At 46.6% G+C, this 26,636-nt stretch carries 23 protein-coding genes; 8 read left to right on the forward strand and 15 right to left on the reverse strand.

What is annotated here, in order from left to right:
- Positions 1-40: 40 nt before the first annotated feature.
- A complete protein-coding gene (locus OCV81_RS03345; RefSeq protein WP_148328358.1) occupies positions 41-994 on the reverse strand; it encodes a tetratricopeptide repeat protein in 954 nt (317 codons plus the stop codon).
- Positions 995-1,089: 95 nt separating this feature from the next.
- Here OCV81_RS03345 and OCV81_RS03350 point away from each other — a divergent pair, with 95 nt between their 5' ends.
- Both OCV81_RS03350 and OCV81_RS03355 read left to right on the forward strand, forming a co-directional pair.
- Positions 1,090-1,797, forward strand: coding sequence for a TapB family protein (locus OCV81_RS03350; protein ID WP_262640039.1), 708 nt, complete (start codon positions 1,090-1,092; stop codon positions 1,795-1,797).
- 193 nt (positions 1,798-1,990) lie between these two features.
- Complete coding sequence (locus tag OCV81_RS03355) at positions 1,991-3,751, forward strand: 1-deoxy-D-xylulose-5-phosphate synthase (RefSeq protein ID WP_148328360.1); 1,761 nt, start codon at positions 1,991-1,993, stop codon at positions 3,749-3,751.
- Between the two features lie 94 nt (positions 3,752-3,845).
- On the opposite strand, the gene OCV81_RS03360 is transcribed toward OCV81_RS03355, so the two are convergent.
- Together OCV81_RS03360 and OCV81_RS03365 are read right to left on the reverse strand one after the other, a co-directional pair.
- Entirely contained in the window at positions 3,846-5,498 is a 1,653-nt protein-coding gene (locus OCV81_RS03360) for an AMP-binding protein (RefSeq protein WP_148328362.1), read from the reverse strand.
- Between the two features lie 23 nt (positions 5,499-5,521).
- On the reverse strand, positions 5,522-6,100 hold the full coding sequence (locus OCV81_RS03365; RefSeq protein ID WP_148328364.1) for a helix-turn-helix domain-containing protein: 579 nt from the start codon (positions 6,098-6,100) through the stop codon (positions 5,522-5,524).
- A gap of 186 nt (positions 6,101-6,286) precedes the next feature.
- On the opposite strand from OCV81_RS03365, the gene OCV81_RS03370 reads away from it, so the two are divergent.
- Both OCV81_RS03370 and OCV81_RS03375 read left to right on the forward strand, forming a co-directional pair.
- Positions 6,287-6,793, forward strand: a complete 507-nt coding sequence (locus OCV81_RS03370) for a TlpA family protein disulfide reductase (RefSeq protein WP_394802512.1) — start codon at positions 6,287-6,289, stop codon at positions 6,791-6,793.
- A gap of 53 nt (positions 6,794-6,846) precedes the next feature.
- Positions 6,847-7,593, forward strand: coding sequence for an N-acetylmuramoyl-L-alanine amidase family protein (locus OCV81_RS03375; protein ID WP_239464772.1), 747 nt, complete (start codon positions 6,847-6,849; stop codon positions 7,591-7,593).
- Positions 7,594-7,676: 83 nt separating this feature from the next.
- Here OCV81_RS03375 and OCV81_RS03380 read toward each other — a convergent pair whose 3' ends face one another.
- The 4 genes from OCV81_RS03380 to OCV81_RS03395 all read right to left on the reverse strand — a co-directional run bounded on the left by OCV81_RS03380 (position 7,677) and on the right by OCV81_RS03395 (position 11,940).
- On the reverse strand, positions 7,677-8,648 hold the full coding sequence (locus OCV81_RS03380) for a hypothetical protein (RefSeq protein ID WP_148328368.1): 972 nt from the start codon (positions 8,646-8,648) through the stop codon (positions 7,677-7,679).
- Positions 8,649-9,139: 491 nt separating this feature from the next.
- Positions 9,140-10,189, reverse strand: coding sequence for a recombinase RecA (gene recA / locus OCV81_RS03385; protein ID WP_148328370.1), 1,050 nt, complete (start codon positions 10,187-10,189; stop codon positions 9,140-9,142).
- 2 nt (positions 10,190-10,191) lie between these two features.
- Positions 10,192-10,641: a thioredoxin-dependent thiol peroxidase gene (gene bcp / locus OCV81_RS03390; protein WP_148328372.1), complete on the reverse strand. Its 450-nt coding sequence runs from the start codon at positions 10,639-10,641 to the stop codon at positions 10,192-10,194.
- 105 nt (positions 10,642-10,746) lie between these two features.
- On the reverse strand, positions 10,747-11,940 hold the full coding sequence (locus OCV81_RS03395; RefSeq protein ID WP_148328374.1) for a saccharopine dehydrogenase family protein: 1,194 nt from the start codon (positions 11,938-11,940) through the stop codon (positions 10,747-10,749).
- 173 nt (positions 11,941-12,113) lie between these two features.
- Here OCV81_RS03395 and OCV81_RS03400 point away from each other — a divergent pair, with 173 nt between their 5' ends.
- The 3 genes from OCV81_RS03400 to OCV81_RS03410 all read left to right on the forward strand — a co-directional run bounded on the left by OCV81_RS03400 (position 12,114) and on the right by OCV81_RS03410 (position 14,522).
- Positions 12,114-12,911, forward strand: coding sequence for an META domain-containing protein (locus OCV81_RS03400; RefSeq protein ID WP_148328376.1), 798 nt, complete (start codon positions 12,114-12,116; stop codon positions 12,909-12,911).
- 75 nt (positions 12,912-12,986) lie between these two features.
- Positions 12,987-14,156 (forward strand): formate-dependent phosphoribosylglycinamide formyltransferase, encoded by a 1,170-nt coding sequence (gene purT / locus OCV81_RS03405; protein WP_148328378.1) that lies wholly within the window; start codon positions 12,987-12,989, stop codon positions 14,154-14,156.
- 114 nt (positions 14,157-14,270) lie between these two features.
- Positions 14,271-14,522: a cyclomaltodextrinase C-terminal domain-containing protein gene (locus tag OCV81_RS03410; RefSeq protein ID WP_148328380.1), complete on the forward strand. Its 252-nt coding sequence runs from the start codon at positions 14,271-14,273 to the stop codon at positions 14,520-14,522.
- Between the two features lie 59 nt (positions 14,523-14,581).
- On the opposite strand, the gene OCV81_RS03415 is transcribed toward OCV81_RS03410, so the two are convergent.
- The 8 genes from OCV81_RS03415 to OCV81_RS03450 form a co-directional block, all read right to left on the reverse strand.
- The gene (locus OCV81_RS03415) at positions 14,582-16,186 is read right to left on the reverse strand and encodes an MFS transporter (protein WP_262640040.1); all 1,605 of its coding nucleotides are present in this window, start codon (positions 16,184-16,186) and stop codon (positions 14,582-14,584) included.
- Positions 16,183-17,247: an HlyD family secretion protein gene (locus OCV81_RS03420; protein ID WP_148328382.1), complete on the reverse strand. Its 1,065-nt coding sequence runs from the start codon at positions 17,245-17,247 to the stop codon at positions 16,183-16,185. Before OCV81_RS03420 ends, OCV81_RS03415 begins: the two co-directional genes overlap by 4 nt.
- A 21-nt stretch (positions 17,248-17,268) precedes the next feature.
- Entirely contained in the window at positions 17,269-18,519 is a 1,251-nt protein-coding gene (locus tag OCV81_RS03425) for a TolC family protein (RefSeq protein ID WP_262640041.1), read from the reverse strand.
- 52 nt (positions 18,520-18,571) lie between these two features.
- Complete coding sequence (locus tag OCV81_RS03430; protein ID WP_148328386.1) at positions 18,572-19,012, reverse strand: MarR family winged helix-turn-helix transcriptional regulator; 441 nt, start codon at positions 19,010-19,012, stop codon at positions 18,572-18,574.
- Between the two features lie 82 nt (positions 19,013-19,094).
- Positions 19,095-20,990 (reverse strand): RecQ family ATP-dependent DNA helicase, encoded by a 1,896-nt coding sequence (locus OCV81_RS03435; RefSeq protein ID WP_148328388.1) that lies wholly within the window; start codon positions 20,988-20,990, stop codon positions 19,095-19,097.
- Between the two features lie 6 nt (positions 20,991-20,996).
- Positions 20,997-22,718: a single-stranded-DNA-specific exonuclease RecJ gene (gene recJ / locus OCV81_RS03440; protein ID WP_148328390.1), complete on the reverse strand. Its 1,722-nt coding sequence runs from the start codon at positions 22,716-22,718 to the stop codon at positions 20,997-20,999.
- 235 nt (positions 22,719-22,953) lie between these two features.
- Positions 22,954-24,147 (reverse strand): C1 family peptidase, encoded by a 1,194-nt coding sequence (locus OCV81_RS03445; protein WP_148328393.1) that lies wholly within the window; start codon positions 24,145-24,147, stop codon positions 22,954-22,956.
- 39 nt (positions 24,148-24,186) lie between these two features.
- Positions 24,187-25,578, reverse strand: a complete 1,392-nt coding sequence (locus tag OCV81_RS03450; RefSeq protein ID WP_148328395.1) for an aminopeptidase P family protein — start codon at positions 25,576-25,578, stop codon at positions 24,187-24,189.
- Between the two features lie 132 nt (positions 25,579-25,710).
- Between OCV81_RS03450 and OCV81_RS03455 the strand changes: the two genes are divergently transcribed.
- A complete protein-coding gene (locus OCV81_RS03455) occupies positions 25,711-26,577 on the forward strand; it encodes a patatin-like phospholipase family protein (RefSeq protein ID WP_148328397.1) in 867 nt (288 codons plus the stop codon).
- The last annotated feature ends 59 nt before the right edge of the window (positions 26,578-26,636 follow it).

Below are 26,636 nucleotides of genomic sequence, written 5' to 3' on the forward strand. Positions count from 1 at the left end.
TTCCACAGCCGTTTTTTTCTTAATTTATTAAGGGCGTGAATCAATAAATCCCCGTCTGCAAGTTGTTCTTTTCAAAATTATCGAAATGACCGGAAATCAGATTCTCTTTTTCAGGAGCCAGTTCGATGGCTTTTTTCATGTCTTCTGTGGCTCCGTCCTTATCTCCCATCAGCAGACGTACCCGTCCTCTTTCCTGATACAGCTGAGCGTCCTGCGGTATCAATTCGATGGCCTCCTGATAGTTCTCCAAGGCTTGGTCCAGTTTCTTCTCTTCTGTCAGCAAGCTTCCTTTCAACAAGTAAGCCTTCACGTTAAATGGGTTCAGTGAAATCACTTGGTCCAGGCACCCTTCACCTTCTTCCGTTTGCCCGAGCTGAATGTGAATGGTGGCTTTCAGCAGAAGGGCTTCTTCCTCCTCCGGATTGAGTTTCAACACCTGTTCCAAGTCGTCTAAGGCGTCTTTTGCCTGACGCATTTCCCACAAAACCTCCGCACGGAGCAGGTAGGCCTCCGTATAACTTTCATTTTGGGCGAGGGCTTTGGTCAGCATCACGATGGCTTGCAATCCGTTTTTCATGCCGTGAGCCGCTTTCCCGGCCAAGTAGTAGGCCTGTGCGTTTTTATCATCTGCGGCGATGGCTTTCTGGCAGGCTTTTTCCATGCTGTCGTAATCTTCTTGCAGGAAGCATACGCTGGCCAGTGACAGCAAGGCCGGCACATTGGTTTCATCCTTTGCCACGAGCCGGTCGAGGGTGATGCGTGCATCGTCTGTCCGGTTGGCCTGAAGGTAGGCGCTGGCCAGCAGTCCCAGTGTTTCGTTTTCGTCGTTGAGTGCTACCGCCTCTTCAAAACATTTGATGGCGTAGTCCAGTTTTCCCATGTTGCGGGCACGGATGCCGTCGTATTTCAGAATGTCAAAATTTTTCTTGTCTTGCTTTTCCTGTTCGTTTTCATCGGATTGGCTTTTTCCGAATAAAGATGATAATAATCCCATGTATAGTCGATTTAATGTTTTTTCTGTGACAAAGATAGGCAGAAAAAGAAAGAAATTTGTATGTTTGCACCGTATTTTGTTTAAAAGATGAAACTATGAAGAGGCTAATGTTTTTGGTCGCAGCTATTTTAGGCTGTCATTCTATGCAAGCACAATATTTCTGTACGACGGAAGGAACAGAATTGCATTATGTGAATTATGATGAGATTGGTCAGAGTACTTCCGACGAAACGATGACGGTGAGCAAGGTGGTAAAGGCAGACGGGAAGGTACAGGCTTCTTATTACGATAAGATTGTGACCACAAAGGCAAAGAACAATACCAGCTATACATTGTTCAACTGGAGCTACGATGGAGCGAACACGGTTTGTACGGAAGACTTGATGTACGGTCCGTATGTGGATTCTGATTCCGATCCTGATAAGTATAATGAAGCTGCTCGCTTGGGCTTGCTGGAGAAGCTCAAATTCAAAGGCGACAATTCGTTTACCATTAAGGATGGTGCCAAGGGAGGAGAGAGTATTCCTGACCGGTCCTATCAGTGGGTTCGCAACATGCTGAAGAATGATGTAAACATTTCCGGTGCGGCTTATATGGGTAACGAAACCATCAGTACCACTGCCGGAAAGTTCAATTGCGTGAAGATTTCTTATCTGCAGCGTACGAAAATCGTATTGAAGACCACTACACTGCGTATTACGGAGTGGTATGCAGAAGGAGTGGGACTGGTAAAGTCGGAGGCATACGATACGAAAGGAAAACTGGACAGCAAGACGTTGCTGGTTAAGATTGTAAAGAAATAATTGGGCCGATCATACCATACAAAGAGGCTGTTTCACTATTATAAGTGGAACAGTCTTTTTGTTTTGTAGGGTTACATGCAAGTAATCCGGGTATAAAAAGCCGTAATTTATATACGTTCATGAAGTGGAATAACACCTATTTTTGCTTCGTGAAATTGCATCTTTAATGTATAACTTGTTTAAATATCATTTTATGTATCTGGAAAAAATCAATTCACCGGCTGATGTCAAAAAGTTGTCGGTAGAAGAAATGAATGTGTTAAGCCACGAGATACGCCAGGCTCTGTTGCAGAAGCTGAGCGCACACGGAGGACATTTCGGTCCTAACTTCGGAATGGTGGAAGCTACAATTGCTTTGCATTACGTGTTCCATTCGCCGGAAGACAAGATTGTGTTCGACGTGTCACATCAAAGTTATACCCATAAAATGCTGACCGGGCGTAAGGATGCCTTCCTGCATCCGGAACAGTATGACGAGGTGTCCGGTTATTCCGAACCGATGGAAAGTGTGCACGACCATTTTGTGATGGGCCATACTTCGACTTCTGTCAGCCTGGCGGGCGGATTGGCCAAAGGAAGAGACCTGACCGGGAAAGGCGGCAATGTGATTGCGGTCATCGGAGACGGTTCGCTCAGTGGTGGAGAAGCTTTGGAAGGACTGGATTATGCGGCAGAACTGGGAACCAATTTCATCATTATAGTCAACGACAACCAGATGTCGATTGCCGAGAATCACGGAGGACTTTACCGTAATTTGCAGGAGCTGCGCGAAAGCAACGGTCAGTGTCCTTGCAATCTTTTCCGGGCCATGGGACTGGATTATCTTTATGTGAACGAAGGCAATAACGTAGAGGCGCTTATCAAAGCTTTCCAGCAAGTGAAGGACATTGACCATCCGATTGTGGTGCACATCAACACGCTGAAAGGAAAAGGATATGCTCCGGCTGAAAAGGACAAAGAGACGTACCACTGGACCATGCCGTTCAATCCAGAAACGGGAGTGGTGTTCCATTCGAGTGAAGAGCCGCAGGACTATGCCGACCTGACCGCCCGCTACTTGTTGCAGCGTATGCAGGAAGACCGCCGCATTGTGGCCATTTCAGCCGGTACGCCTACCGTGATGGGATTTACTCCCGACCGTCGGAAGGCTGCCGGGAAGCAGTTTGTGGATGTGGGTATTGCCGAAGAGCATGCCGTGGCCCTGGCTTCGGGTATTGCCAAGAATGGAGGTAAACCGTTGTTTGGGGTGTACAGTACCTTCATCCAACGTGCCTACGACCAGCTTTCGCAGGATTTGTGTATCAACCGCAATCCGGCGGTACTTCTGGTGTTCTGGGGTTCGCTCTCGGCCATGAACGATGTGACACATCTGTGCTTCTTCGATATTCCGCTGCTCAGCAATATTCCGAATCTGGTCTACCTGGCACCGACCTGCCAGGAAGAGTATATGGCCATGCTGGAATGGAGTATCCGTCAGAATGAACATCCGGTAGCTATCCGCGTGCCGGCTACGGAACTGGCTTACGGGAATCGTCCGGTGGATGCAGATTACAGTCGGTTGAACCGTTATCAGACCGTCCAGAAAGGTAATCGGGTAGCCATCCTGGGATTGGGCTCTTTCTTCGGATTGGCGGAAGAAACGGCTGACTTGCTCAAGAGTCAACATGGTATGGAAGTGACGCTGATTAACCCGCGCTACATTACGGGAGTGGATGAGGCCCTGATGGAAGAACTGAAGGCCGACCACGAGCTGGTAGTGACGCTGGAAGACGGAGTCTTGGACGGCGGATTCGGCGAGAAGATTGCCCGCTATTTCGGTTGCAGCCCGATGAAGGTGCTCAATTTCGGAGCCCGGAAGGAATTTGTAGACCGTTTCGACGTGCAGGAGTTCCTGGAGCAGAACCACCTGACCGCTCCGCAGATTGCCGCAGACATCCTGCAGCAGCTTGCCTGACGATTCTTTTTCCGTAACGATACAAACAAATGGCTCCCCCAGTGACAATGCATTTTGGGGGAGCCATTTTCTTTTTGGTTGTTCGAGTCACTTTTTATATAATTTCGATACCCTGTTCGGCACAGAGTTTCAGACTCAAGTCTTTCAGTTTGAATTTCTGGATTTTGCCGCTGCCCGTCATCGGGAACTCCTTGACGAAGAAGATGTATTTGGGAATTTTGTAGCGGGCGATTTTTCCCTGACAGAACTCCCGGACATCGAACTCGTTCATGGTGTAGCCCTCGTGCAGGATAATGAAGGCCCCTACGGCTTCTCCGTATTTCTTGGAAGGCACACCGGCCACCTGTACATCCTTGATGCCCGGCATCTTGTAGAGAAATTCTTCGATTTCACGCGGGTAGATGTTTTCACCGCCACGGATAATCATGTCCTTGATGCGGCCCGTGATGCGGTAGTTCCCGTTTTCATCCTTCACTCCCAAGTCGCCCGAATGGAGGAATCCCTTGGCATCGATAACCTCGGCCGTAGCCTCCGGGTTCTTGTAATATCCTTTCATGTTGTTGTAGCCCCGGTTGCACATCTCTCCCTGTACCCCTATCGGACATTCCTCGCCGGTTTCCGGGTCGAGCACCTTCACTTCAGTAAATTCAAAGTCGTGCCCTACGGTGTGATATCTCACTTCCGGATCATCGTCGATGCGGCTGTGCGTCATGCCCGGTGAGGTTTCCGTCAGTCCGTACACGCTGGTGACGCGCATGAACATCTTTTCTTCCACCTGTTTCATGAGTTCCACCGGACAGAGAGAGCCGGCCATGATGCCGGTGCGCAGGCTCGACAGGTCGAACAGACTGAACATCGGATGATTCAGTTCGGCAATGAACATGGTCGGTACGCCATAGAGGGCCGTACACCGTTCCTTGTGAACGGAAGCCAGGACCAGCAACGGGTCGAAACGCTCAATCATCACCTGTGTACAGCCATGTGTCAGGCAGTTCATGGTGGCCAGTACCACTCCGAAACAATGGAACAGCGGTACACAGACACACAGCTTGTCGTCGGGGGTGAATTTCATGTGTTCGCCCGTCAGAAATCCGTTGTTGGCGATGTTGTAGTGGGTCAGCATGACGCCTTTGGGGAATCCCGTAGTACCCGAGGTGTACTGCATGTTTACGGTGTCGTGGCAGTTCACCTGCTTTTTGGCTCGTGTCAGTTCCTCGTCGTCCACGTTATGTCCCAGCAGCAGAATCTCTGCCGTGTTGTACATCCCTCGGTATTTTTCCTGTCCGATGTAAATCACGTTGCGCATGTGGGGGAAGCGCTTGCTTTTCATGTGTCCCCGTTCAAAGAGTTTCAGCTCAGGCAGCATGGTGTAGGTCATTTCCACGAAGTTGCTGTCCTTTTCCCCGTCGACGATACACAGTGTATGCATGTCGGAGTTCTCACAAAGATACTCCAGTTCCGCCTGCTTGTAGTTCGTGTTGACGGTGACCGCTACGGCCCCGATTTTGGCACAGGCATACAGAAAAGTCAGCCAGTCGGGTACGTTGCGGGCCCAGATACCCACGTGCGTGCCTTTTTGCACTCCGATGGCCAGCAAGCCTTTGGCCATACGGTCCACCCGTTCGTTGAACTGTTTCCAGGTGAAGCGCAGGTTACGGTCGGAATAGACGATGTATTCTTTGTCCGGAGTCACTTCCGCCCAATGCTCCAGCCAGTCGCCCAAGGTTCTTTCAGATAGTTGTAACATGTCGTTGAAGGTTTGAGTGAGACTTAGGCCGGAGTGTAGACCACGGCCAGAATTTGTGCGGCTTGTCCTTCGGCAGCGTGTACGTGGTGCGGCACGATGGAGTCGTAATAAATGGTATCACCTTCCTTCAGTCGGTAAGTACTTTTCCCGTAACTGATTTCCAGTTCCCCTTTCAGTACCATAATGAATTCTTCGCCTTCGTGTCCGGAAAGGAAGAAATCCTTTTCGCTGTCGGCTTCGATGTCGATGATAAACGGGTCCATGTGACGGTCGGCCTTGCTTCTTGCCAGTGAGTGGTAGTGCATGTGCTGCCGTGCCTGTGTCGCATTGTTGGAAAAGCCGATGGTATCGTCTGCCTCCCCTTTCCGGCAGATTACCGGTCCTGTCTCATTGGGCTGGTCGTCCAGGAAAGTACCCAGTCGTACCCCCAGTACACGGGCGATTTTAATCAGTGGGGCAAGCGAAGGAATGTCGATGTTCTCTTCGATGCGGCTCACCTGTTCCACGGTCAGTCCGGCGCGTTCGGCCAGTTCCTGCATACTTATTTCCTGATTGCTTCGGAGCGCTTTGATTTTTTCTCCGATGATGTTTGTGCAGTCCATAGGTTGGGTTGTTTTGAGTTTTTCATGTTTCGCAAAGGTAATAAAGTTTCTGTATAAACATCCGGTGTAGTGGATAAAATACGTGTTTCTATTCCGATATGTCTGTTTTTCACTTTTTTGTGTTATCTTTGGACCGGATTATAATTTAGAATGAATATGAAGAAGCTGTTTTTAGCATTGGCTTTGATGGGATGTATGGGGAGCCATGCCCCTCTTCAGGCTAGTCAGCCGGTTCCCGATGCGGCTGGATATATTGTAAAGGTAGGCGATGAGGCACCCGACTTTGAGATGACGCTGACGGATGGCAGCAAGGTGAAGCTGTCCGACCTGAAAGGCAAGGTAGTGATGTTGCAGTTCACGGCCAGCTGGTGTGGAGTATGCCGCAAGGAAATGCCTTTTATCGAGAAAGACATCTGGCAGAAACATAAAGACAATGCGTCATTCGTGCTCTACGGGGTAGACCGTGACGAACCGCTGGAACGCGTGAAGGCTTTTGCCAAGCAGACAGGAGTGACCTATCCATTGGGACTTGACCCGGGGGCGGATATCTTTGCCAAGTATGCAGAACGCAATGCCGGAATCACTCGCAATGTACTGGTTGGCAAGGATGGAAAGATTGTCATGATGACGCGTTTGTATAATGAAGAGGAATTTGCTTCTCTTTGTCAGAAAATAGAAGAACTGCTGAAGTGATGAAGAAATATGGGTATGTATTGTTGGCCTTTCTGCTGTGTTTCCCTCTGGAAATGAACGGGCGGAAGAAAGGCAACTATGAGCCATTGCTGGGAAAGAAATATGCGTCGTATGCCGTGACTTCCAGCTCCTTGAAAGGAGCGGTCTTTTACTTGGTGAGCGGACACGGCGGTCCTGACCCCGGCTGCATCGGCAAATATCAGGGAAAGGAACTGCACGAAGATGAATATGCCTACGACATTATTCTCCGCCTCGGGCGGGAGCTCCTGAAGCGCGGGGCAAAAGTACATTTCATCATTCAGGATGCGAAAGATGGTATCCGTAACCAGGCGGTATTGAACAACAGCAAGCGGGAGACTTGCATGGGCAAAGCCATTCCGTTGAATCAGGTGGCCCGTCTGCAGCAGCGTTGCGATGCCATCAACCGCCTCTACCGAAAAGATAAGAGCAGTTACAAGCGGGCTGTGTTTATCCACGTGGACAGCCGGGCACGTCATAACCAGACCGATGTGTATTTTTATCATGCACCGGGCAGTTCGAAAGGAAAGAAGCTGGCAAGAGAAATTCAGCGCACATTTCGTGCCAAGTACGACCGGCATCAGCCTAACCGCGGTTTTGAGGGAACGGTGAGCGAACGTAATCTGTTTGTTCTCCGTAACACGACTCCTGTAGCGGTTTTTCTGGAGGTGGGAAATATTCAGAATGCGCAGGACCAGAAACGTCTGGTTATTGCTGACAATCGTCAGGCCCTCGCCAACTGGATTACTCAGGCTATTGAGAAAGACTACCGGAAACGATAGATTTTTTATTTCTTAGCATAAAAAAAGTCAAGCACTTAAAAAAATGAATGCCTGACTTTTTTATATTGTGGATTGTCAATAATTTATCGGTTGTTGGCTTTCAGAACCTTTTGTGTCTTTTGAATAATTTCCATATTCGGTAAATCTTTCTTTCCAATCAGTGTAAAAGCAAAGTTGTCGGCCATGATTTCTTCCGGATGAATCACGTAGCTGGTATTTTTACCAACTTGTGTGTAGAAGTCTTCCGCGTCATCCAGTGTGTAAATAAGGGTTTTCCCAGCTTTTTGAATGGGGATGAACTCTCCGTTTAGCGGAACAAGTCCTATCTTTATGTAATCAAACAATGTATTTCCTTCGTAGGGCTTGTCGGTGTAAATCACCATGGTGCAGTATTGTTTCTGCCCATTTATGGTAAAGGTTCCGTAGCTGTCATGGTGGCTGATGTCAGGGTTTGAAATGCGCATCTCAGCTAAATCGGACGGGAATAGGATTTCTTTTTCAATGATTGTAAATCCGATAACTTGATACATGTCTTTCTTGAAAGTGGAATTCTGTCGCGTCAACAGGTGGAACAGTTCGTGTGCAACAAGGTATTTCAGGTCCTCGTCGGAAGAACTTTGTAATACTTCTTCTCCAATGGCTATCCAGTTCATGCGAGTGTAGGCCTGGGCACTTCCTTCTTCTTTTTGCGTAGTTTTTACGAAGATGATTTCTTTAGGGAATTCCAAGTTGTATTTTTGTTTTTTGATTTCAGTATCCAAGCTTTTCATTGCCTTACTGATACGTTCTTTATCTTTGTCACTCCAGTTAAGCGTCTGGTTCATGGCGAATTGTAACAACTCGGATTTGCGTCCTTTGGGTTTCTGCAAACGCACGTCGATATCAAACTGGTTCCAGTTGCGGGTATAGTCGTCCAGTTCCGTAATCAGCATTTGGGCCTCTGCACGAGTGGCGAAACGGAAGGCTGAATTGACGAACTTATTACTCTGTGCCCAAGAAGCTACAGTGGAAAAGGCCAGACAAAGTATGAAAAGAATTTGATGCTTTAGGGTCATAGTTTTGTTTTTTAGTGGTTCACAATAATTCTTTGTGGTAAATATAACGTATTTTTTGTTTCTTTCGTTGCTTTTTGTCGAGAAAAAAGCTCAGGGCTGGAAAATAAGGTAATAAAGAGTCTGCATACGGTGGGAGAGAGGTCTGGAAATATTGTGTGTACGGACTTTTTGATAAAGGTGAAAAAGCTGGTATACATATTGTTTTTTCTCTAGAAAATAGTTCTGTTTCACAGTGTGGTTTTTGTATTCCACACTGTGAAATATATATCCCGCACTGTGGTTTTTGTATCCCACAGTGTGAAACAGAGAAATTATGAAGATGTTGGGAAAAAATGAGAGAGGGATTTGGACTTTCATGGAGATGTCTTTTCGTTCTCTTTGGTGCTGGATTCAATAAAAAAGGTAATAGTAGGCATGTAAAAAAACGGATTCATCCGCTGATTGCAGCAGAGTGAACCCGTTTTTATTATAGAAAAAAAGGATAATGAGATTTATTCTTTGTCTTTCAACGCATCAAAAATCAGTTTTTCCAGCTCGTCGGCCAGTTCTGGATTGTCCTGGATGCATTGTTTGGCGGCATCACGGCCCTGTCCCAGTTTGGTGTCGTTGTAGCTGTACCAAGAACCGCTTTTCTTGATGATGCCCAGTTCGGCGCCCAAGTCGATGATCTCACCGCTGCGGGAAATACCTTCACCGAACATGATGTCGAATTCGGCTTTGCGGAAAGGAGGAGCCACCTTGTTCTTTACGACCTTCACGCGTACCTGGTTACCGATGACTTCTTCGCCGTCTTTCAATTGAGTAGCGCGACGGATGTCCAGGCGGACAGATGCATAGAATTTCAAGGCGTTACCACCGGTAGTGGTTTCCGGGTTGCCGAACATGACGCCGATTTTCTCACGCAGCTGGTTGATGAAGATACAGGTCGTGTTGGTCTTGCTGATGGCAGAAGTCAGCTTGCGCAGAGCCTGTGACATCAGTCGGGCTTGCAAGCCTACCTTGTTATCGCCCATGTCGCCTTCAATTTCAGCTTTCGGGGTCAGGGCAGCTACAGAGTCGATGACAATGATGTCGATGGCAGAGGAACGAATCAGCTGTTCAGCAATTTCCAATGCCTGTTCACCGTTGTCGGGTTGTGAAATCCACAAGTTGTCGATGTCCACTCCCAGCTTGGCTGCATAAAAACGGTCGAAAGCATGTTCTGCATCGATGAAAGCAGCAATACCGCCGGCTTTCTGTGCTTCGGCAATGGCATGGATGGCCAGTGTGGTCTTACCGGAAGATTCCGGACCGTAGATTTCGATGATACGTCCTTTCGGATAACCACCTACGCCCAGTGCCGCATTCAGGGCAATGGAGCCGGTGGGGATGACTTCTACTTCCTGCACGTGGTCGTCGCCCATTTTCATGATGGAGCCTTTTCCGAAGCTCTTCTCAATTTTGTCCATGGCAGCTTGCAGGGCTTTCAGTTTCTCACTGTTATTGGGTTTGGGGGTGTTTTCAATACCCCCTTCAAATTCAAGTTCGTCTTTCTTTGCCATAATTATTGTAGGATTTGTGCGGCATGATCTTTGGTTTTCACTTCCTTGGGCGAAATAATCCGTTCGATGATGCCTTGTTCATTAATAATGAAAGTGGTACGGAAGGTACCCATGTATTTGCGTCCGTACATGCTTTTTTCTCCCCATACGCCGAAGGTTTCCACCAGTTTGTGGTCGGTGTCGGCAATCAGCGTGAACGGAAGCTGGTTTTTCTCGATGAATTTTTGGTGTGATTTCTCATCGTTGATGCTCACGCCAATGACTTCATAACCAGCTTTCTGGAGCTCGGCGTAGTTGTCACGGAGGTTACAGGCCTGTGCCGTACAGCCTGAAGTCATATCCTTGGGGTAGAAATAGAGTACGATTTTCTTGCCTGCGTAGTCGCTCAGGCGGACTTCTTCACCTTTTTCGTTGATTCCCAGTATTTCGGGAGCTTTGTCTCCTATGTTCATAATTGTTTCTTTATAAAAGTGGGAAAAAAGAAAAGAACCAAGAATGAAGAATGAGTGCTCCGGTTCTCCATTCTTGATTCTTTATAGGGATAATTTTTCAATCGATTACAGTTCCAAGTCACCGTCGAATACTTCATGCCAAGGCAGTCCGTATTTGTTCAGGGCATCCATGAATGGGTCTGGATCGAATTCTTCCACGTTCCATACGCCCGGACGTTTCCACAGGCCTTTCAGGAACATCATGGCCCCAATCATGGCCGGTACACCGGTAGTATAACTTACACCCTGCATGCCTGTTTCTTTGTAAGCAGCCTGGTGAGAGCAGTTGTTGTATACATAATAAGTATGTTCCTTTCCGTCCTTGATACCCCGGATACGGCATCCGATGGAAGTCTCCCCTTCGTAGTTTTCACCCAAATCCTGCGGGTTAGGCAGCACGGCTTTCAGGAACTGCAACGGAACAATCTGCATGCCGTTGTAGTTGATAGGCTTGATGCTGGCCATACCGATGTCCTGAATTACGCGCAGGTGAGTCAGGTATTCCTGGCCGAAAGTCATCCAGAAGCGGGCACGTTTGATGGTCGGGAAGTTCTTGACCAGTGATTCCAGTTCTTCGTGATACAGAAGGTAAGAATCGCGCGGGCCGATGTTCGGATAAGTCAAGTCTTTATGGAATTCCAGCGGTTTGGTTGTAATCCATTTGCCGTTCTCGTAGTAACGTCCGTTCTGTGTGATTTCGCGGATGTTGATTTCCGGGTTAAAGTTGGTGGCAAAAGCCTTGTGGTGGTTTCCGGCGTTGCAGTCCACGATGTCCAGATACTGAATTTCGTCGAAGTGATGCTTGGCTGCGTAAGCAGTATATACGCCACTTACTCCCGGGTCGAATCCACAACCCAGAATGGCGGTCAGTCCGGCTTCCTCGAAGCGTTTCTTGTAAGCCCATTGCCAGCTGTATTCAAAGTGAGCCTCGTCTTTCGGCTCGTAGTTTGCTGTATCCAAGTAGTTCACTCCCGTTTGCAGACATGCTTCCATAATCGTTAAATCCTGGTAGGGAAGTGCTACGTTAATAACGATTTCGGGTTTAAAACTGTTGAATAAAGACACAAGTTCATCCACATTGTCGGCATCTACCTTGGCGGTTTTGATGTGAGGATTGCCAATTGCTTTGACAATAGCGTCGCATTTGGACTGTGTGCGGCTTGCAATCATGACTTCGGAGAAGACTTCCGGATGCTGAGCCACTTTGTGTGCAACAACGGTACCTACACCGCCTGCACCGATAATCAATACTTTACTCATTTATTAATTTGATACTTTAAATGCCCGGTAAACGTTACCGTTCAATATGCAAAGATAGAAAATAATTCCAAACCTGATGCAGTATTCAGGTGATATCCGTATTTTTGTAAATGAACAATTCTTAAAAATGGATTGTTTGTGAAAATGTAATTACGATTAAAGAGAAACAAGTTATGAATAGAAAGTATCTGGCAGCAGCAGCTTTTGCCTGTCTGCTGATGAGCTGCGGCTCGGGAAAGAACTCGGTGGCTGTGGTTGATTTTTCAGGGGAATGGAACATCGTGGAAGTGAACGGGGAAAAAGTAAGTGCGGAAAATACGCCTTTCCTGGGTTTTGACAACGCCGAACACCGCTTGTATGGCAATGCGGGATGCAACCGTCTGATGGGAACCTTCAACCTGGATACGCTGAATGCGGGAAAAATTTCGTTTGGACAGGTGGGTGCGACGCGGATGATGTGTCCGGACATGAAGGTAGAACAGAGTGTGCTGGAAGCCTTGAACAAGGTGGCTGGATATGAAGAAGTGGGTGAAGGTGTATCCTTGAACGACGCCGATGGAAAATCGGTCATCCTGTTGCAGAAACGGGACGTAAAGGAAGTCTCTATAAAGGATTTGGAAGGGACATGGCAGATTATGACCGTCAATGGAACTGAAATCGGTAAAACGGAAAAAACGCCTCAATTGACTTTCGACTTGGCAGAGAAACGGGTGTATGGAAATGCCAGTTGCAACACCATCAATGGCGGGTTCTCTCAAGAAGAAGGAAAGCCCTCGTCTTTGCAGTTCAGCCAGATGATTTCCACCATGATGGCTTGTCCGGATATGGAAACGGAAAGAAATATTCTGGATGCATTGAACAAGGTGCGCAGTTTTGAGGTAAAAGAAAATGGTACGGTGAGCTTATTGGGCGAGGACGGAAGTGAATTGTTGACCTTGAAGAAGCTGGCAGCAGCGGAAGTTGAAGCTTGATAAATCGGTGGGTCGTGGTATAAGGTCTGAAGAAAAATATTATCTTTGCAGAAAAGAAGCATAAACCTTATATATATGACTAAAAAAATACTTTTGTTAGGTTCCGGAGAACTTGGTAAGGAATTTACCATTGCAGCCCAGCGTTTGGGCCAGTATGTGATTGCGTGTGACTCTTATGCAGGTGCACCGGCTATGCAGGTGGCAGATGCGTACGAGGTATTCAGTATGTTGGATGGAGAGGCTTTGGACCGTGTGGTAGAAAAGTATCATCCGGATATTATTGTTCCTGAAATAGAAGCGATACGTACTGAACGGCTTTATCATTTGGAAAAAGAAGGTATTCAAGTCGTGCCGAGTGCGCGTGCGGTGAATTTTACAATGAACCGTAAGGCTATCCGCGATTTGGCAGCCAAGGAACTGGGACTGAAAACTGCGAAGTATTTTTATGCTTCCTCTTACGATGAACTGAAAGAGGCAGCCAGTAAGATTGGTTATCCGTGTGTCATCAAACCGTTGATGTCGTCTTCTGGAAAGGGTCAGTCGGTAGCAAAGTCTGAAGAAGACCTGAAGTATTCATGGGAATATGGGTGCAACGGTAGTCGTGGCGATATCAAGGAACTGATTGTAGAGGAATTCATTCATTTTGACAGTGAAATCACTTTGCTGACAGTGACTCAGAAGAACGGACCGACTTTGTTCTGCCCTCCTATCGGACACGTACAGAAGGGAGGAGACTATCGTGAAAGTTTCCAGCCGGCTCACATCGCACCGGAACATTTGGCTGAAGCACAGCGGATGGCCGACAAAGTGACAAAAGCGCTGACGGGATATGGTTTGTGGGGAGTGGAATTCTTCCTGAGCCATGAAAACGGAGTCTATTTCTCTGAGCTTTCTCCTCGTCCGCACGATACCGGTATGGTAACTTTGGCCAATACGCAGAACTTGAATGAGTTTGAATTGCATCTGTATGCGGTACTGGGTCTGCCGATTCCGGGCATTACGCAGGAACACATTGGTGCAAGTGCAGTGATTCTTTCTCCGATTGCCAGCCAGAAAGCTCCGCAGTACAGAGGCGAGGAACTGGTTTGTTCTCAGCCGAATACCTATCTTCGTATCTTTGGAAAACCGACTACTCGCTTGAACCGTCGTATGGGAGTGGTAGTTTGCTATGACAAGAACGATGGCGATCTGGATGCGCTTCGTGACAAGTGTAAGTCGCTGGCTGCGAAGGTAGAAGTATATTAAAGTTGATTTATGTCATGAAAAATGAGTAAATACATTAATTTTTTCGCTGTTATGTTTAAGAGTTATGTTTTAAATACATATATTTGCCTCGCAAAATTAAACTAAACAACGTATATGGCAGAAAACAGAACAGTGAAGTATCATATTCCTCAGCGAGGAATATATATGTATTCTCATGTACATGATGGAAAAACTGAAATGATTGTGCTGAATAGTACGAGTAGTGAACAAACTTTAGCTGCAGAGTACTATACTGTCTTGACTAAGGATTCTAAAGAAGGTAGAGATGTATCGAGCGGGAAGAAAATCGATTTGACAAAGAATCTTGTGGTTTCTCCTCGCAAGTCATTGATTATTGAATTCTGATGAAATTTTTTATAAAAACAGCGGAAGGATTTTTCTTTCCGCTGTTTTTTTATGCTGTTTTATACCATATCATCCCCGGTTTTGGCATATCTCACACGAATGGTCTTGTGGAAGGGGATGAAGCGCGAAACGATGGCAATGACCAGGGTAATGACAAACAGATAGCCTAGTATATGTTTGAGCGAAAGCAGGAGGCTTTGTTGTTGCAAAGTGGCATAGAGAGTTTGAGTTGCCATTTGGGTGGCTTCGGTATATTCGTGTCCTTGTGAAAGATATTGGCTGAGTGACTGGTTGAACTGGCTGGCGGCCAGCGGATCGGTCTGGCTGACGGTTTCCGACAAGGTATGCAAATATTTCTGTTCCATCCGATAGAGTGCGTTGCTATAAAAAGAGGTAGCCAGAATGGGGGCCAGCACCGACCGGAAAGAAATCAGGAAAAAGGCATTGGCCAGCAGGTATTTGGGATTGAGCTCTTCTACGGCAAACAAGGCAAAGGCGATGATTAATACCAGCATGCCCAGCCCTCGCAGAAACACAGGGAGGAAAAGCATCTCGTAGGTACTGTTGGGGGATACGGTGAAATACAGGATACCGAAGAAGGCGGCAAAGCAGCCCATCCCTCCGGCAATCAGAAAACGGAAACGCCACCGTTGCCAGCGGAACCACCAGAAGCAGATGAAAGCCCCCAGGGCATAACCTGGTAACAGGTAGCCATAGAGCAGATAAGTGTGTGTGCTGTCTACCTTCAGGATGCTTGTCATATAGTTGGTGAGCAGGGTGGTGGAGGTACTGAAAAACATGACCAGCATCATATACAGATAACCTACGATGGCCTTGGGCTGATACAATGGAGCCAAACTGACGAAGGGATGTTTGGAGTGGTATTGCTGCCAGATGAAAAAGGCAATCAGGATGGGAGCAATGACGATATAAAGCCGGATTTTGAAAGAGGAGGTCCAGTCGAGTACTTTCCCATAGTTGATGACATAGACAAGCATCAGGAGTCCGGTGGCAATGACCAGCATCTCGCGCAGATGAAGTTCAGAGAGCGGTATGGGCTTCAACGGGCGGTCGTGCCGGAAACAGATAATCACTATCAGGATGGCGGTCATGAGGAGCAGCATCATGAAGTAGTACATATACTGCCAGTTGTAATGGTAGGCCAGTTCGGCTGTGAGTACCATGGATACCTGTCCTCCGGCAAATACCAGCGGATAAAAATAAGAATAAAACTCGCTTCGTACGTTCTTGGGACTGAAAATCTTGGTGGCCCTTCGGATGAACCAGAGCATGAGGAAACCTTTCAGAAAACCGATGAAGAAACTGCAGATAATGACCAGGTCGATGTTTTGCGAACGGGCACATATCCAACTGAGAAAGAATTGCAGGGTCAGGTCGGTCAGCAACAGGAACTTGGAGGAAAGGGCATCGAGCACTTTGGGAACAATGGGATAGGCCACAGCCATTCCGGCCGAAGCGGCATAATACCCCATGGTGATGTCTTCAGTGTGGGTGCCCAATGTGTTGGACACTTCAAGCATGCTTCCGGTGTAGGAACCGTTCAGCATGGTGACAGGCAGGATGATGGTGAAGATGCATATCATTCCTAGCCAGTCGGGAACCCATTGACGTACGGGGACGTCCAGTTGTTGCATGGTCATCATTTGCGTAAGGCTTCTGTTTCTACCATCATACCGGCTCTCAATTCGCTCATCTCTTCAGGAGAAATGTCTTTCAGGTCTATTCTCACAGGAATTCGCTGCTGTACCTTCACGAAATTTCCGGCAGAATTGTCGGTAGGTACCAGCGAGTATTTGGAACCGGTCGCTTCTGAGATGGCTGTCACCGTCCCGTGGAAGACTTTTCCGGGAAAGGCATCGACCTTGATACGTACTTCCTGACCAATGTAGATGTGGACAATTTGGGTTTCCTTATAGTTGGCTGTCACCCATTTGTCTGTGTTTCGGACCAGGTAGGAGATGGTTTGTCCGGCTTGTACGAATTGTCCGGGTTCAAGGGTTCTGCGTCCCATGTATCCGTCGTATGGCGCAGTGAGTACGGTATAAGAAAGATTCAGCTTGGCCAGATCCAGGTCGGCTTCCTTGAGCAGGATGGCTGCTTCGGCACTGGTGGTTTTCTTGCTGGTTTCTGTGAACTGTGATTTCGCAGCCTTATGTTGTGCCAGCAGGGCTTGGTAGCGGGCTTTTGCGGCCTCATAAGAGGCTTTTGCCTGTTCGTACTGCTGTTCGGGGACCGATTCTTCCTGCAACAGACGGGCAAAGCGGTGATAATCCTGCTCCAGTTGCCACAGTTTGGCTTTTGCTTCGGCAATGTTGGCTTCCTGCACTGCCACGTTGGTTTGTGAGGTCTCTATGCCGGAATGTAGTACGTCGCGTGAACCTTGCACATCCAGCAGGGCTGCTTCGGCCTCCTTGACCTTTATCTGATATTCGCGGTTGTCCAGTATCAGCAGCGTATCTCCTTGATGTACATATTGATGTTCCTTGAAGCGGACTTCCTTGATGTAGCCCGAAGCGCGTATGTTCAAGGGGGCTACATACTGGTCGATGAATGCATCGTTCGTGATTTCATAATGAATGTATTTCCAGAAGTAGTTGCCCACCCATACCAGTCCGGAGCCGGCAATCAGTATGCAGAGTAAGTTGAGAATGATATTCTGCAGTCTTCTCTTCCGTAGTTTGCTATGAGTCTCTTTTAGTGTCATATTCTTGTAGGATTGAATGGGTTATAATCTTCCGCAGACTTTCTGCAGTTGGTAATAGGTGTAAATGATTCGTGTGCGTGAGGCTGTCAGCTGAAGCTCGGCATTGAGCAGGACAGAGTTGGCATCCAACAAATCGGTCAGTATGGCCAGTTGGTTCATATAACGGTTCTGCATGATACGATAGTTTTCCTGTGCCTGACGGACAGAGAGTTTCCAGGCGTCAGCCTGCTGCAGGGCTTCTTTGTGGCGGAGAATCGCATTGTAAATGTCCATCTGGAGCTGTTGCTTTTTCAGTTCCTCTTCTTTCTTTTGCACGGACACCTGCAATTGGCTTTCCTTGATTTTATGGTCGGACTTGAATAAGGACGAGAGGGGATAGGAAACCGAAAGTCCGATGTTCCAGTTGTTGTTATACAAATCGGTCATGGTACGGGTGATAGGCCGCGCCAGCGTGTTGGATGCGTACAGGTTGACATTGGGCTTGCGGGAGGCGCGGTTCATCTGTATTTGGTTCCGGGCCAGTTCGGTTTCTTTTTGCAGCAGTTTCATGTCTGGGGCCTGCTCGTAAGCCGACAGGAGATAGGCTTCGTAGCTTTCCAGGGGAGTAGCCTTCTGCAGCAATGTGGTGTCGGGCTTTATAATCCGGTTCTCGGAATTTCCCAGCAGCAGGTTCAGTTGTTGGGATACGATGAGGATACTGTTCTCTGTTTCTTGCAGAGAAAGCCGGTCGTTGGTGAGTTGCATCTCACTGCGCAGCACATCGTTGTTGGTGATGAGTCCTTCTTTCTTCATCTGCCGTATGTCTTGCAGGCGCCGAAGCGACTCTTCGATGTTACGGGTAAGCACGATGTGTTGCTTGAACAAGGTAAAGAGGTTCAAGTATTGGTTGAGTAACCCCAGTTTGATGTCAGCTTGATTGCTCATTCGTTGCAAGCCTGCGATTTCTTTTTCAATGTCTGCCTTACGGATGGAACAGCGGATTTTTCCTCCCTGATACAGCGGTTGGTTGAAGTCGACCGTATAGTTTTGCGACCAGTTGGGAGTGTCCGGATAAGTAGGATGGGAAAGCCCTTCCTGAAAGACCACAGGTTGTCCGATAACTCCTCCTTTGAGACCGATTTCCAGGTCGGGGAGCAAGACTGTTTGGGCATGACGTTTTCGTTCATAGGCCATTCTTTCTTTCAGGCTGTCGGCTTGCAGCCGCAGACTGCTTTTTACTCCCGATTCAAAAAGCTGTTCTACGGATAGGAACAGCGAATCTTGTTGCGCCATAACCGGGAGGATAAGAAAGAAATTTCCGATGAGAAGTAGGATTCGTAGGGTGCTAGAAGTCTTCGAGAACATTTTGCACTGTTTTTAGTTCAGATAAAATATTTCCGGTTCGTTCGGTAGATAAGATATGCTCCGCATTGGCATATACTAAATTGAGGATTGGGCGGATTTGGACTTTGAGGTTTTCTCCTTCCAGGGTAAGATACACCAGCTTGTTTCGGCGGTCATTGGGATCCTCCTTGCGATAGACATATCCTTTTTTCTCCAGGTTGTTCATCAGGTTGGTCAGGCAGGCCTTGTCTTTAGCGGTTCGCTCTGCCAGTGCCTGCTGGGTGATACCTTGTTCATGCCAAAGACTGCTCAGCACTTGAAGCATCTCGAAAGTGATGCCTGCATGATTCTCTTTTAGAGTGCGTTGCATGGCGCGTCGGAATGCCATGCGGGTACGGAAAATCTGTATCATGAGTTCCCGGAATTCTCCTCCTTCTTCCATGTGGATCAAGTTTTTTGGTGTTTTCCGGCAAAGATACGTCTTTTTTTTAGAATAGTAAAATGTTTGACTAATATAAACTCGCTTAAAGGAGTAGTCGGCCATTTTCCTGATGGATGATTTCTTCCGACAGGAGATAGGCTATGACTTTGGTCACTTGTTCCTCCGGGGCCTGAATTTGGGTTTTGAGTTCTTGCGGAGAAAAAGGAGAAGTCTTTAGTAAAGCAAGTATCTGGTGACTGATTTCGTCAAACTGGCTTTGTTTAAGTCCGGAGTGATGGTGTTGCAGGCATACATCGCATTGTCCACAGTTGTGCTCGTTCTTCTCACCGAAATAATGGAGTAGCATGCGGCTTCGGCATTTGTTTTCACTTTCAGCATATTCTATCATGGCCTCTATTCGCCGGCGGTAGCTTTCTTTTCGTTCCTCATACACTTCCTTGCTCAAGTAAATACGGTCAGTCTCTTGTCGTTCACGGGTGTAAATGATGTAGGGAGTTTTTTTCCCGGGAATGTAGTGCAAGATGTGCTGTCGGGTCAGAAAGAGCAAGGTTTCGTAGATTTGTGGCCTGCTCAATCCGGAACGTTTGGCCAGCAGCTCTTCATTAATATACGCATAATCCGTGAAAAGTCCGGTATAGGTCCGCAGTAGAATACGAATCAGTTTTTCCGTATCTGCGTTTTGCTCATGAATGCGGTATAGTTCTTCCTTGGTGAGGGTGAACATGATTCGGGAGGCATTGTCCTGTTCATCGGTATATTCCAGGTAGCCGGCGCGTGTCAGGATTTTCAGCGCACTGTCGGTCTGTACAGGAAAATGCTTGAAATTGTGGCAGAATTCATCCAAATTGAAGGCGAAGGTACAGCCCAATCCGTCTCCCATGGCCATCTGGTAGTAGAAATTGATGTCTTCGTACACTTTCCGGATATAGTCTTTTTCAGGAAAAGTGTCGCTAATTCGTTGTTTGAGGGTAATCTTGTCGCGGGGACAGAACAACAGTACTGCATACGCTTTCATGCCGTCTCTTCCGGCTCGTCCTGCCTCCTGAAAGTATGCCTCGGGGGAGTCGGGTACATCGGCATGAATCACCAGACGTACATCGGGCTTATCAATTCCCATACCGAAAGCATTGGTCGCCACCATGACACGATATTCTCCTTTCAGCCAAGCTTTTTGACGTAGGTCTTTGGTCTCATCACTGAGTCCGGCATGGTAGAATGTGGCTGTAATGTGGTTCCGGTTCAGGAGCTGGGCTATTTCTTTGGTTTTTTTCCGGTTGCGTGTGTAAACAATGCTGGAACCATTTACCCGTTGCAGGATGTGCAACATTTCGCCTTCTTTGTCTTCCGTGTGGCGGACAATATAGGCCAGATTCTTCCGCTCGAAACTCATGCGGAATACATTCTCCTGGCGGAACTGGAGTCGCTCTTGGATGTCCTTGACCACTTCCGGAGTGGCTGTGGCCGTCAGGGCAATGACGGGAACTCCCGGAAGCAGTTGCCGGATGTCGGCTATTTTCAGGTAAGCAGGGCGGAAATCGTATCCCCATTGTGAGATGCAATGGGATTCATCCACGGTAATGAGGCTTACGTGCATGCTGCGAAGCTTAATCTGAAAGATTTCGGTTCCTAGTCTTTCCGGTGAGATGTAAAGAAATTTGTAGTTGCCGAAAATGCAGTTTTCCAATGCAATCAGAATTTCTTCTCGCGTCATGCCGGAATAAACCGCAGTGGCCTTGATACCCCGTTCACGCAGGTTTCTTACCTGGTCTTTCATCAGGGCAATCAGGGGGGTAATGACCAGACACAATCCTTCCTGGGCGAGGGCCGGCACTTGGAAAGTAATGGATTTACCTCCTCCTGTGGGCATAAGCCCCAAAGTGTCCTTGCCTTCGCCTACGCTGCGGATGATATCTTCCTGTATGCCTCGGAAGTGGTCGTATCCCCAGTATTGTTTCAGGATTTTCAGATAGTCGGCCATGGATTTCTAGCTTCGACTCGGCTTGATGTCTTCAATCTGCAATTGGATTTCTCCTCGTTTATGGGTATTTTCCTCGATGGTATAGCAGATGTTGAACGATTGCTTGGTCTTTATGTAGCGGACTTGTGAGCTTTGTCCGAAAGCGATGCCATTCATTACGTTGTTCGATTTGTTGTCTACCAACTCCAGCTTGATGTGTTCCTGGTCTCTGCCTACCACCTTGCTGGTACCGTAATCATACACGTTCAGTGTGGCAAAGATAGGCTTGTGGTTTTCCGGACCAAACGGATTGAACTTCTTCAAGTCGAAGAAAAACTTCGGAGTGATGTCTCTGAAATCCAGTTGTGCATCAATCTGAATGGTGGCATTGGTTTGTTCCGGAAGAATGTGGTTGGTGACATATTCTTCAAACCGGCGGGTAAATTCCGGCACATTTTCCACCTTCATGGAGAGCCCGGCGGCATAGGTATGTCCGCCAAAATTTTCCAATAAATCGCGGCAATATTCGATGGCTTTATATACGTCGAAACCCGATACGGAACGTGCAGAACCTGTGGCCAGGTTGTCTGTGCGTGTCAGTACCACGGCTGGGCGATAGTAAATTTCCGTCAGTCGGGAAGCTACGATACCGATGACCCCCTTGTGCCAGTCTTCATTGAAGATGACAATCGATCTTCTTTCAGACAGGTCGGACAGGTTGTCTACAATTTTGTTGGCTTCCTCCGTCATGCTTTTATCCAGATCCTTTCGCGTTTCATTGTAACTGTTGATGCGGTTGGCTTTTTTCAGTGCGGAGGCAAAATCCTTTTCAATTAAAAGGTCGACAGCTTCTTTTCCATTCTGGATGCGTCCGGAGGCATTGATACGTGGTCCGATTTTGAATACGATGTCACTCATCGTGATTTCTCTTTCAGCCAGTCCGCATACGTCAATGATAGCTTTCAGTCCAATACTCGGATTGGAGTTCAGCTGGCGGAGTCCGTGATAGGCCAAGATGCGGTTCTCTCCCATGATAGGTACAATGTCGGAAGCAATGCTGACGGCTACCAAGTCAAGCAGGGGAGTCAACTGATGAAATTCGATTCCGTTGTTCAGGGCAAAAGCTTGCATGAACTTGAAGCCTACTCCGCATCCGGAGAGATGTTCATACGGGTAAGTAGAATCAAACCTTTTGGCATTCAAAATTGCGACAGCTGGGGGAAGCACTTCATCAGGTACGTGGTGATCACAGATAATGAAGTCGATACCTTTTTCTTTGGCATAACTGATTTCCTCAACGGCTTTGATGCCACAATCGAGTACAATGACCAGTTTTACTCCTGTTTCATAAGCATAGTCTACTCCTTTTTTTGACACGCCATACCCTTCATTATATCTGTCGGGGATATAATAGTCGATGTTCGAGTAGAACTGTTGCAAAAACTTGAAAACCAGTGCGACGGCTGTAGTTCCGTCCACGTCGTAGTCTCCATACACCAGAATTCTCTCTTTGCGTCCCATGGCCAGATTGAGGCGTTCCACAGCTACATCCATATCTTTCATTAGAAACGGATCGTGTAAGTCGTTCAGTTGCGGGCGGAAGAAAAGCTTGGCTTCAGCAGCTGTATGTATTCCTCTTTCTTGTAGCAGTTTGCACAAGATGGGGCTGATGCCTATTTCTCTGGAGAGGGCTCTAGCTGCTTCTCTTTCTGGGAGTGTAGGAGGTTGATAGTTCCATTTGTAGTTCATTTATATATGTTTTTTTCTTTTTTTTCAGTTCACGTAAGGCGCTTCTTTATTTGGTTTGCAGGTGGTTTTATAAGATATATCCACTAAAGGAAGAACCTTGTTGTCTCAAATAAGTTACTTATTTCGGACTTCAATCCGTAAAATTAGTAAAAAGAAAGAAAAAAAGCGGCTCATTCCCTATTAAAATTATGGAATGAGTCGCTTATTATTTATAATGAGTCTATATATGAACTATTTAAAGTCCCAGTTTTTTGGCGATATCAGCTGGGATTGCTTTTTTGTGAACTAGAATGTTCATCGTTTTATATTTAGCGAACGTCTTGGAAGCGTACCAGATACCTTTGTATTTTCCGCTTAATCCCCATGAATTTTTCACCATATAATATTCTTTACCGTTCTGGTCTTTGGCGATACCATAGATGAGCATTCCGTGGTCGTCTGTGGTTTCCCAGTTGTCGAATGCGGTCTGTCTCATTTCCTGAGTTACCTCAATTTCCGGAAGCGGTTTGCTGGTTAGTTCTTTACGCTTGTCTGCCTTGCTTAATCCCAACCAGTGTGCCATATCTGAGCCTGTTAGTTCTGCCCCTTTTTCTACATTTGGGCATACAGCGATGCCGTCGCGAGTAAATCCTTCTTCGCTTACATCTGCTCCCCAGGCAAAGGTATATCCGTTGTTGATAGCGTTATCCATTACTTCCATCAGTTCGTCAATCGGCAGGTTGTAAGATAAAGCATTACGCCAGTTGTCTTGTACTTCGATGCTGAACTGCTGGTAGAAAGGATGGTGTGTGTAAGATGTAAGTGAAACGTAATCGTCCATGTTCAGTCCTAATACTTCGTCGGCGAATGTTTTGGGAGTATAAGTTTTTCCTTTGTAAGTGAATTCTTTTGGGCATTCTCCGAGGTAAGTGTCATAGATTGCTGTAACTCCTTTTTTCCACACTGGAGTCAGTTTGCTTTGTTTTCCTTTTCCAATGGCTTGTACATAGGCTTCTGCTACAGCATCCAATTCGTTGTGATTAGGAAGAGAATCTCCGTATTGGATGCCTGGCATAATTTCTTGAGGTACCATACCGTAGTTCTTGTAGCAGTAAACGATATCTTCAAAGCTACCGCCCGGAGAGAAAGAAGCATCTCCATGATAACGTACATAGTTTACAGCACGGTCTTCCATTGTTTTGTGTACCACAAACATTTCTGATAAATCGAATTCACCTTTTCCTGTACGGAGCAATTCCGATTCCAGGAATCCTATGCTGGAAAAAGACCAGCAAGTACTAGAACGGTTCTGGTTTTTTATAGAGGTTATTGGGTTTTCTTTTACCGTTGTGAAAATAAATCCTTCGTCTGCTTTGTTTTTCTTGGGGTTCTTGGCATAGATGCTTCCAAAGCAAAGTCCCACTGCGGCTAATAAAATCAGTTTGTTCATTGTTTTGATGTAAAATGTTATAGGGTTAATAAATTGTTTTTATTCATTCATGATAGCTTCCACTTCGTCGAAGGTGATTGGAATATGCTTGTCACCCAAGAAACGAGAACCCTTTGAGGTAATCAGTATATCATCTTCCAAACGAATTCCCCCAAAGTCTTTGTATTTTTCAATTTCATCGAAATTCAGGAAGTCCGCATGTAATTTTTCAGCTTTCCATTTATCGATTAATGCGGGGATGAAATAACATCCAGGTTCATCGGTAATGACAAAACCTTCCTGCAAGCGGCGTCCCATACGAAGAGAGGCCAGTCCAAACTGGGTAGAAGGCTGCACTTCTTCATCGTAACCTACATAACATTGGCCCAGGTCCTCCATGTCGTGTACATCCAGTCCCATCATGTGCCCCAGTCCATGTGGCAAAAACAAAGCATGTGCTCCGGCTGCGACTGCATCTTCTGTATTTCCTTTCATCAGTCCTAGTTCTTTCAAGCCATTGGTCAATACTTTGCAGACTTCCAGATGTACGGATTTATAGGTTACTCCCGGACGTGCCAGTTCGAGGGCTTTGTCGTGGCAGGCCAATACAATACCGTATACATCGCGCTGACGGCTGGTAAACTTTCCACCGACAGGGATAGTACGTGTATGGTCGGAGCAGTAATAATTCATTAACTCGGCTCCTGCATCGGTCAGCATCATCCGGCCTTCTTTCAGGATATGACTGTGGTCATGATTGTGAAGTGTTTGTCCGTTCTGCGTCAGTATAGTGGCAAATGAAACCATTCGTCCGTAGGAAGAAGCGATGCCATCGAGTACTCCGGCTATGTATTGTTCTGAAACTCCAGGTTTACACAAACGCATGGCAGCAGTATGCATTTCATATCCTACGTTGCAAGCCTTGTCGATTTCTGCGATTTCGCATGCTTCTTTGGCGGCACGAAGGGAGATTACAGCTTTTATGAGTTCAATGGAAGCGTGCTGTTTGGTCATGGATGCTTTGATGCCTGTCAATTCTTCGAGTAACAGCATGTTGTCGTAGCGGTAAGGAGGAAGAAAATGCACTTTTCTTCTTTGTGCGATGGCTTTTCCTACAAAGTCTTTCAGCATATCGAATGGATAGCTCTTCTCAATTCCCACCTGTGCGGCCAGTTCTTTGACACTGGGTTGAGGTCCCATCCAAATGATATCGTCCATATCCACGTCGTTTCCAAAAAAATAGTCTGTTCCGTTGTCTATATCAATGATTCCGGCATAACCCGGATGTGAGTGTCCGAAAAAATAGACAAAAGAACTGTCTTGACGAAATTTATATGTGTTGTCAGGATAATTGGCAGGTGCCTCGTTGTTGCCCAAAATAAGGACAATGCCGTTGCTCATTTTTTCTCGTAGAGCCTTCCGGCGTTTCTGATAAGTAAGTGAATCGAACATATTCATTTCATTTTAATATCACATTTGTGAAAATAATGTTGCAAATGTAGTAAATAAAATAGAAAAAATAGTTAGGATGTATGGGAAAAACATATATTTGCAAATTCCAAGATTGCTTAAAAAGAACGAAGTATGGAACTAGACTTTGAAAAAACAGGATTGGTTCTTGAGGGTGGAGGCATGCGAGGTGTATTCACATGTGGAGTATTGGATTTCATGATGGATCATAAGTTGGAGTTTCCTTATGCGATAGGTGTTTCGGCGGGGGCTTGTAACGGTTTGTCGTATATGTCTCATCAGCGAGGTCGTGCCAAGTTCAGTAACATTGACATGCTGGCCGAATATCATTATATCGGTTTGAAGTATTTATGGTATCAGCACAGTATTCTGGATCAGCATTTGCTTTATGATTTGTTTCCGAGTCAGATTTTACCTTTTGATTATGAGGCTTATTTTAATAATCCGGCACGCTTTGAAATGGTTACTACTAATTGTGTGACTGGAAGGGCTTGTTACTTGGAGGAAAAAGAGGGACGTAATCGTGAACGGTTGGTAGATATTGCCAAAGCTTCAAGTAGTCTTCCGTATGTGTGTCCTATTACGTATGTAGACGGACGTCCGATGTTGGATGGTGGAATTGTAGATTCCATTCCAGTATTGCGTGCAATGTCACAAGGTTATGAACGGAATGTGGTGGTTTTAACTCGTAATAGGGGATACCGGAAATCGGAAAAAGATATTCGTGTGCCTCGTTTTATCTATCGTCGCTATCCTAGGTTGAGGCTGGTGCTTAGCCGCCGTTGTGCGGTGTATAATGAACAGTTGGAACTTGTTGAAAAATTAGAGGATGAAGGACGTGTCATTGCTATTCGACCTGAAAAGAAAGTCGTGGTGAATCGAATAGAAAAAGATGTAAATAAGCTTACGGCTTTGTATGAAGAAGGCTATGCATGTGCCGAAAAGGTGTTGATGCCTTTATTGGAAGGAAAAAGAGGATAAAACTGTGGAGATGAAACCATAAAAAAATCCGGAATGTGGATTCCGGATTTTTTTATAGT

Source organism: Phocaeicola fibrisolvens (assembly GCF_025567125.1).
Taxonomy (GTDB): Bacteria; Bacteroidota; Bacteroidia; order Bacteroidales; family Bacteroidaceae; genus Phocaeicola; species Phocaeicola fibrisolvens.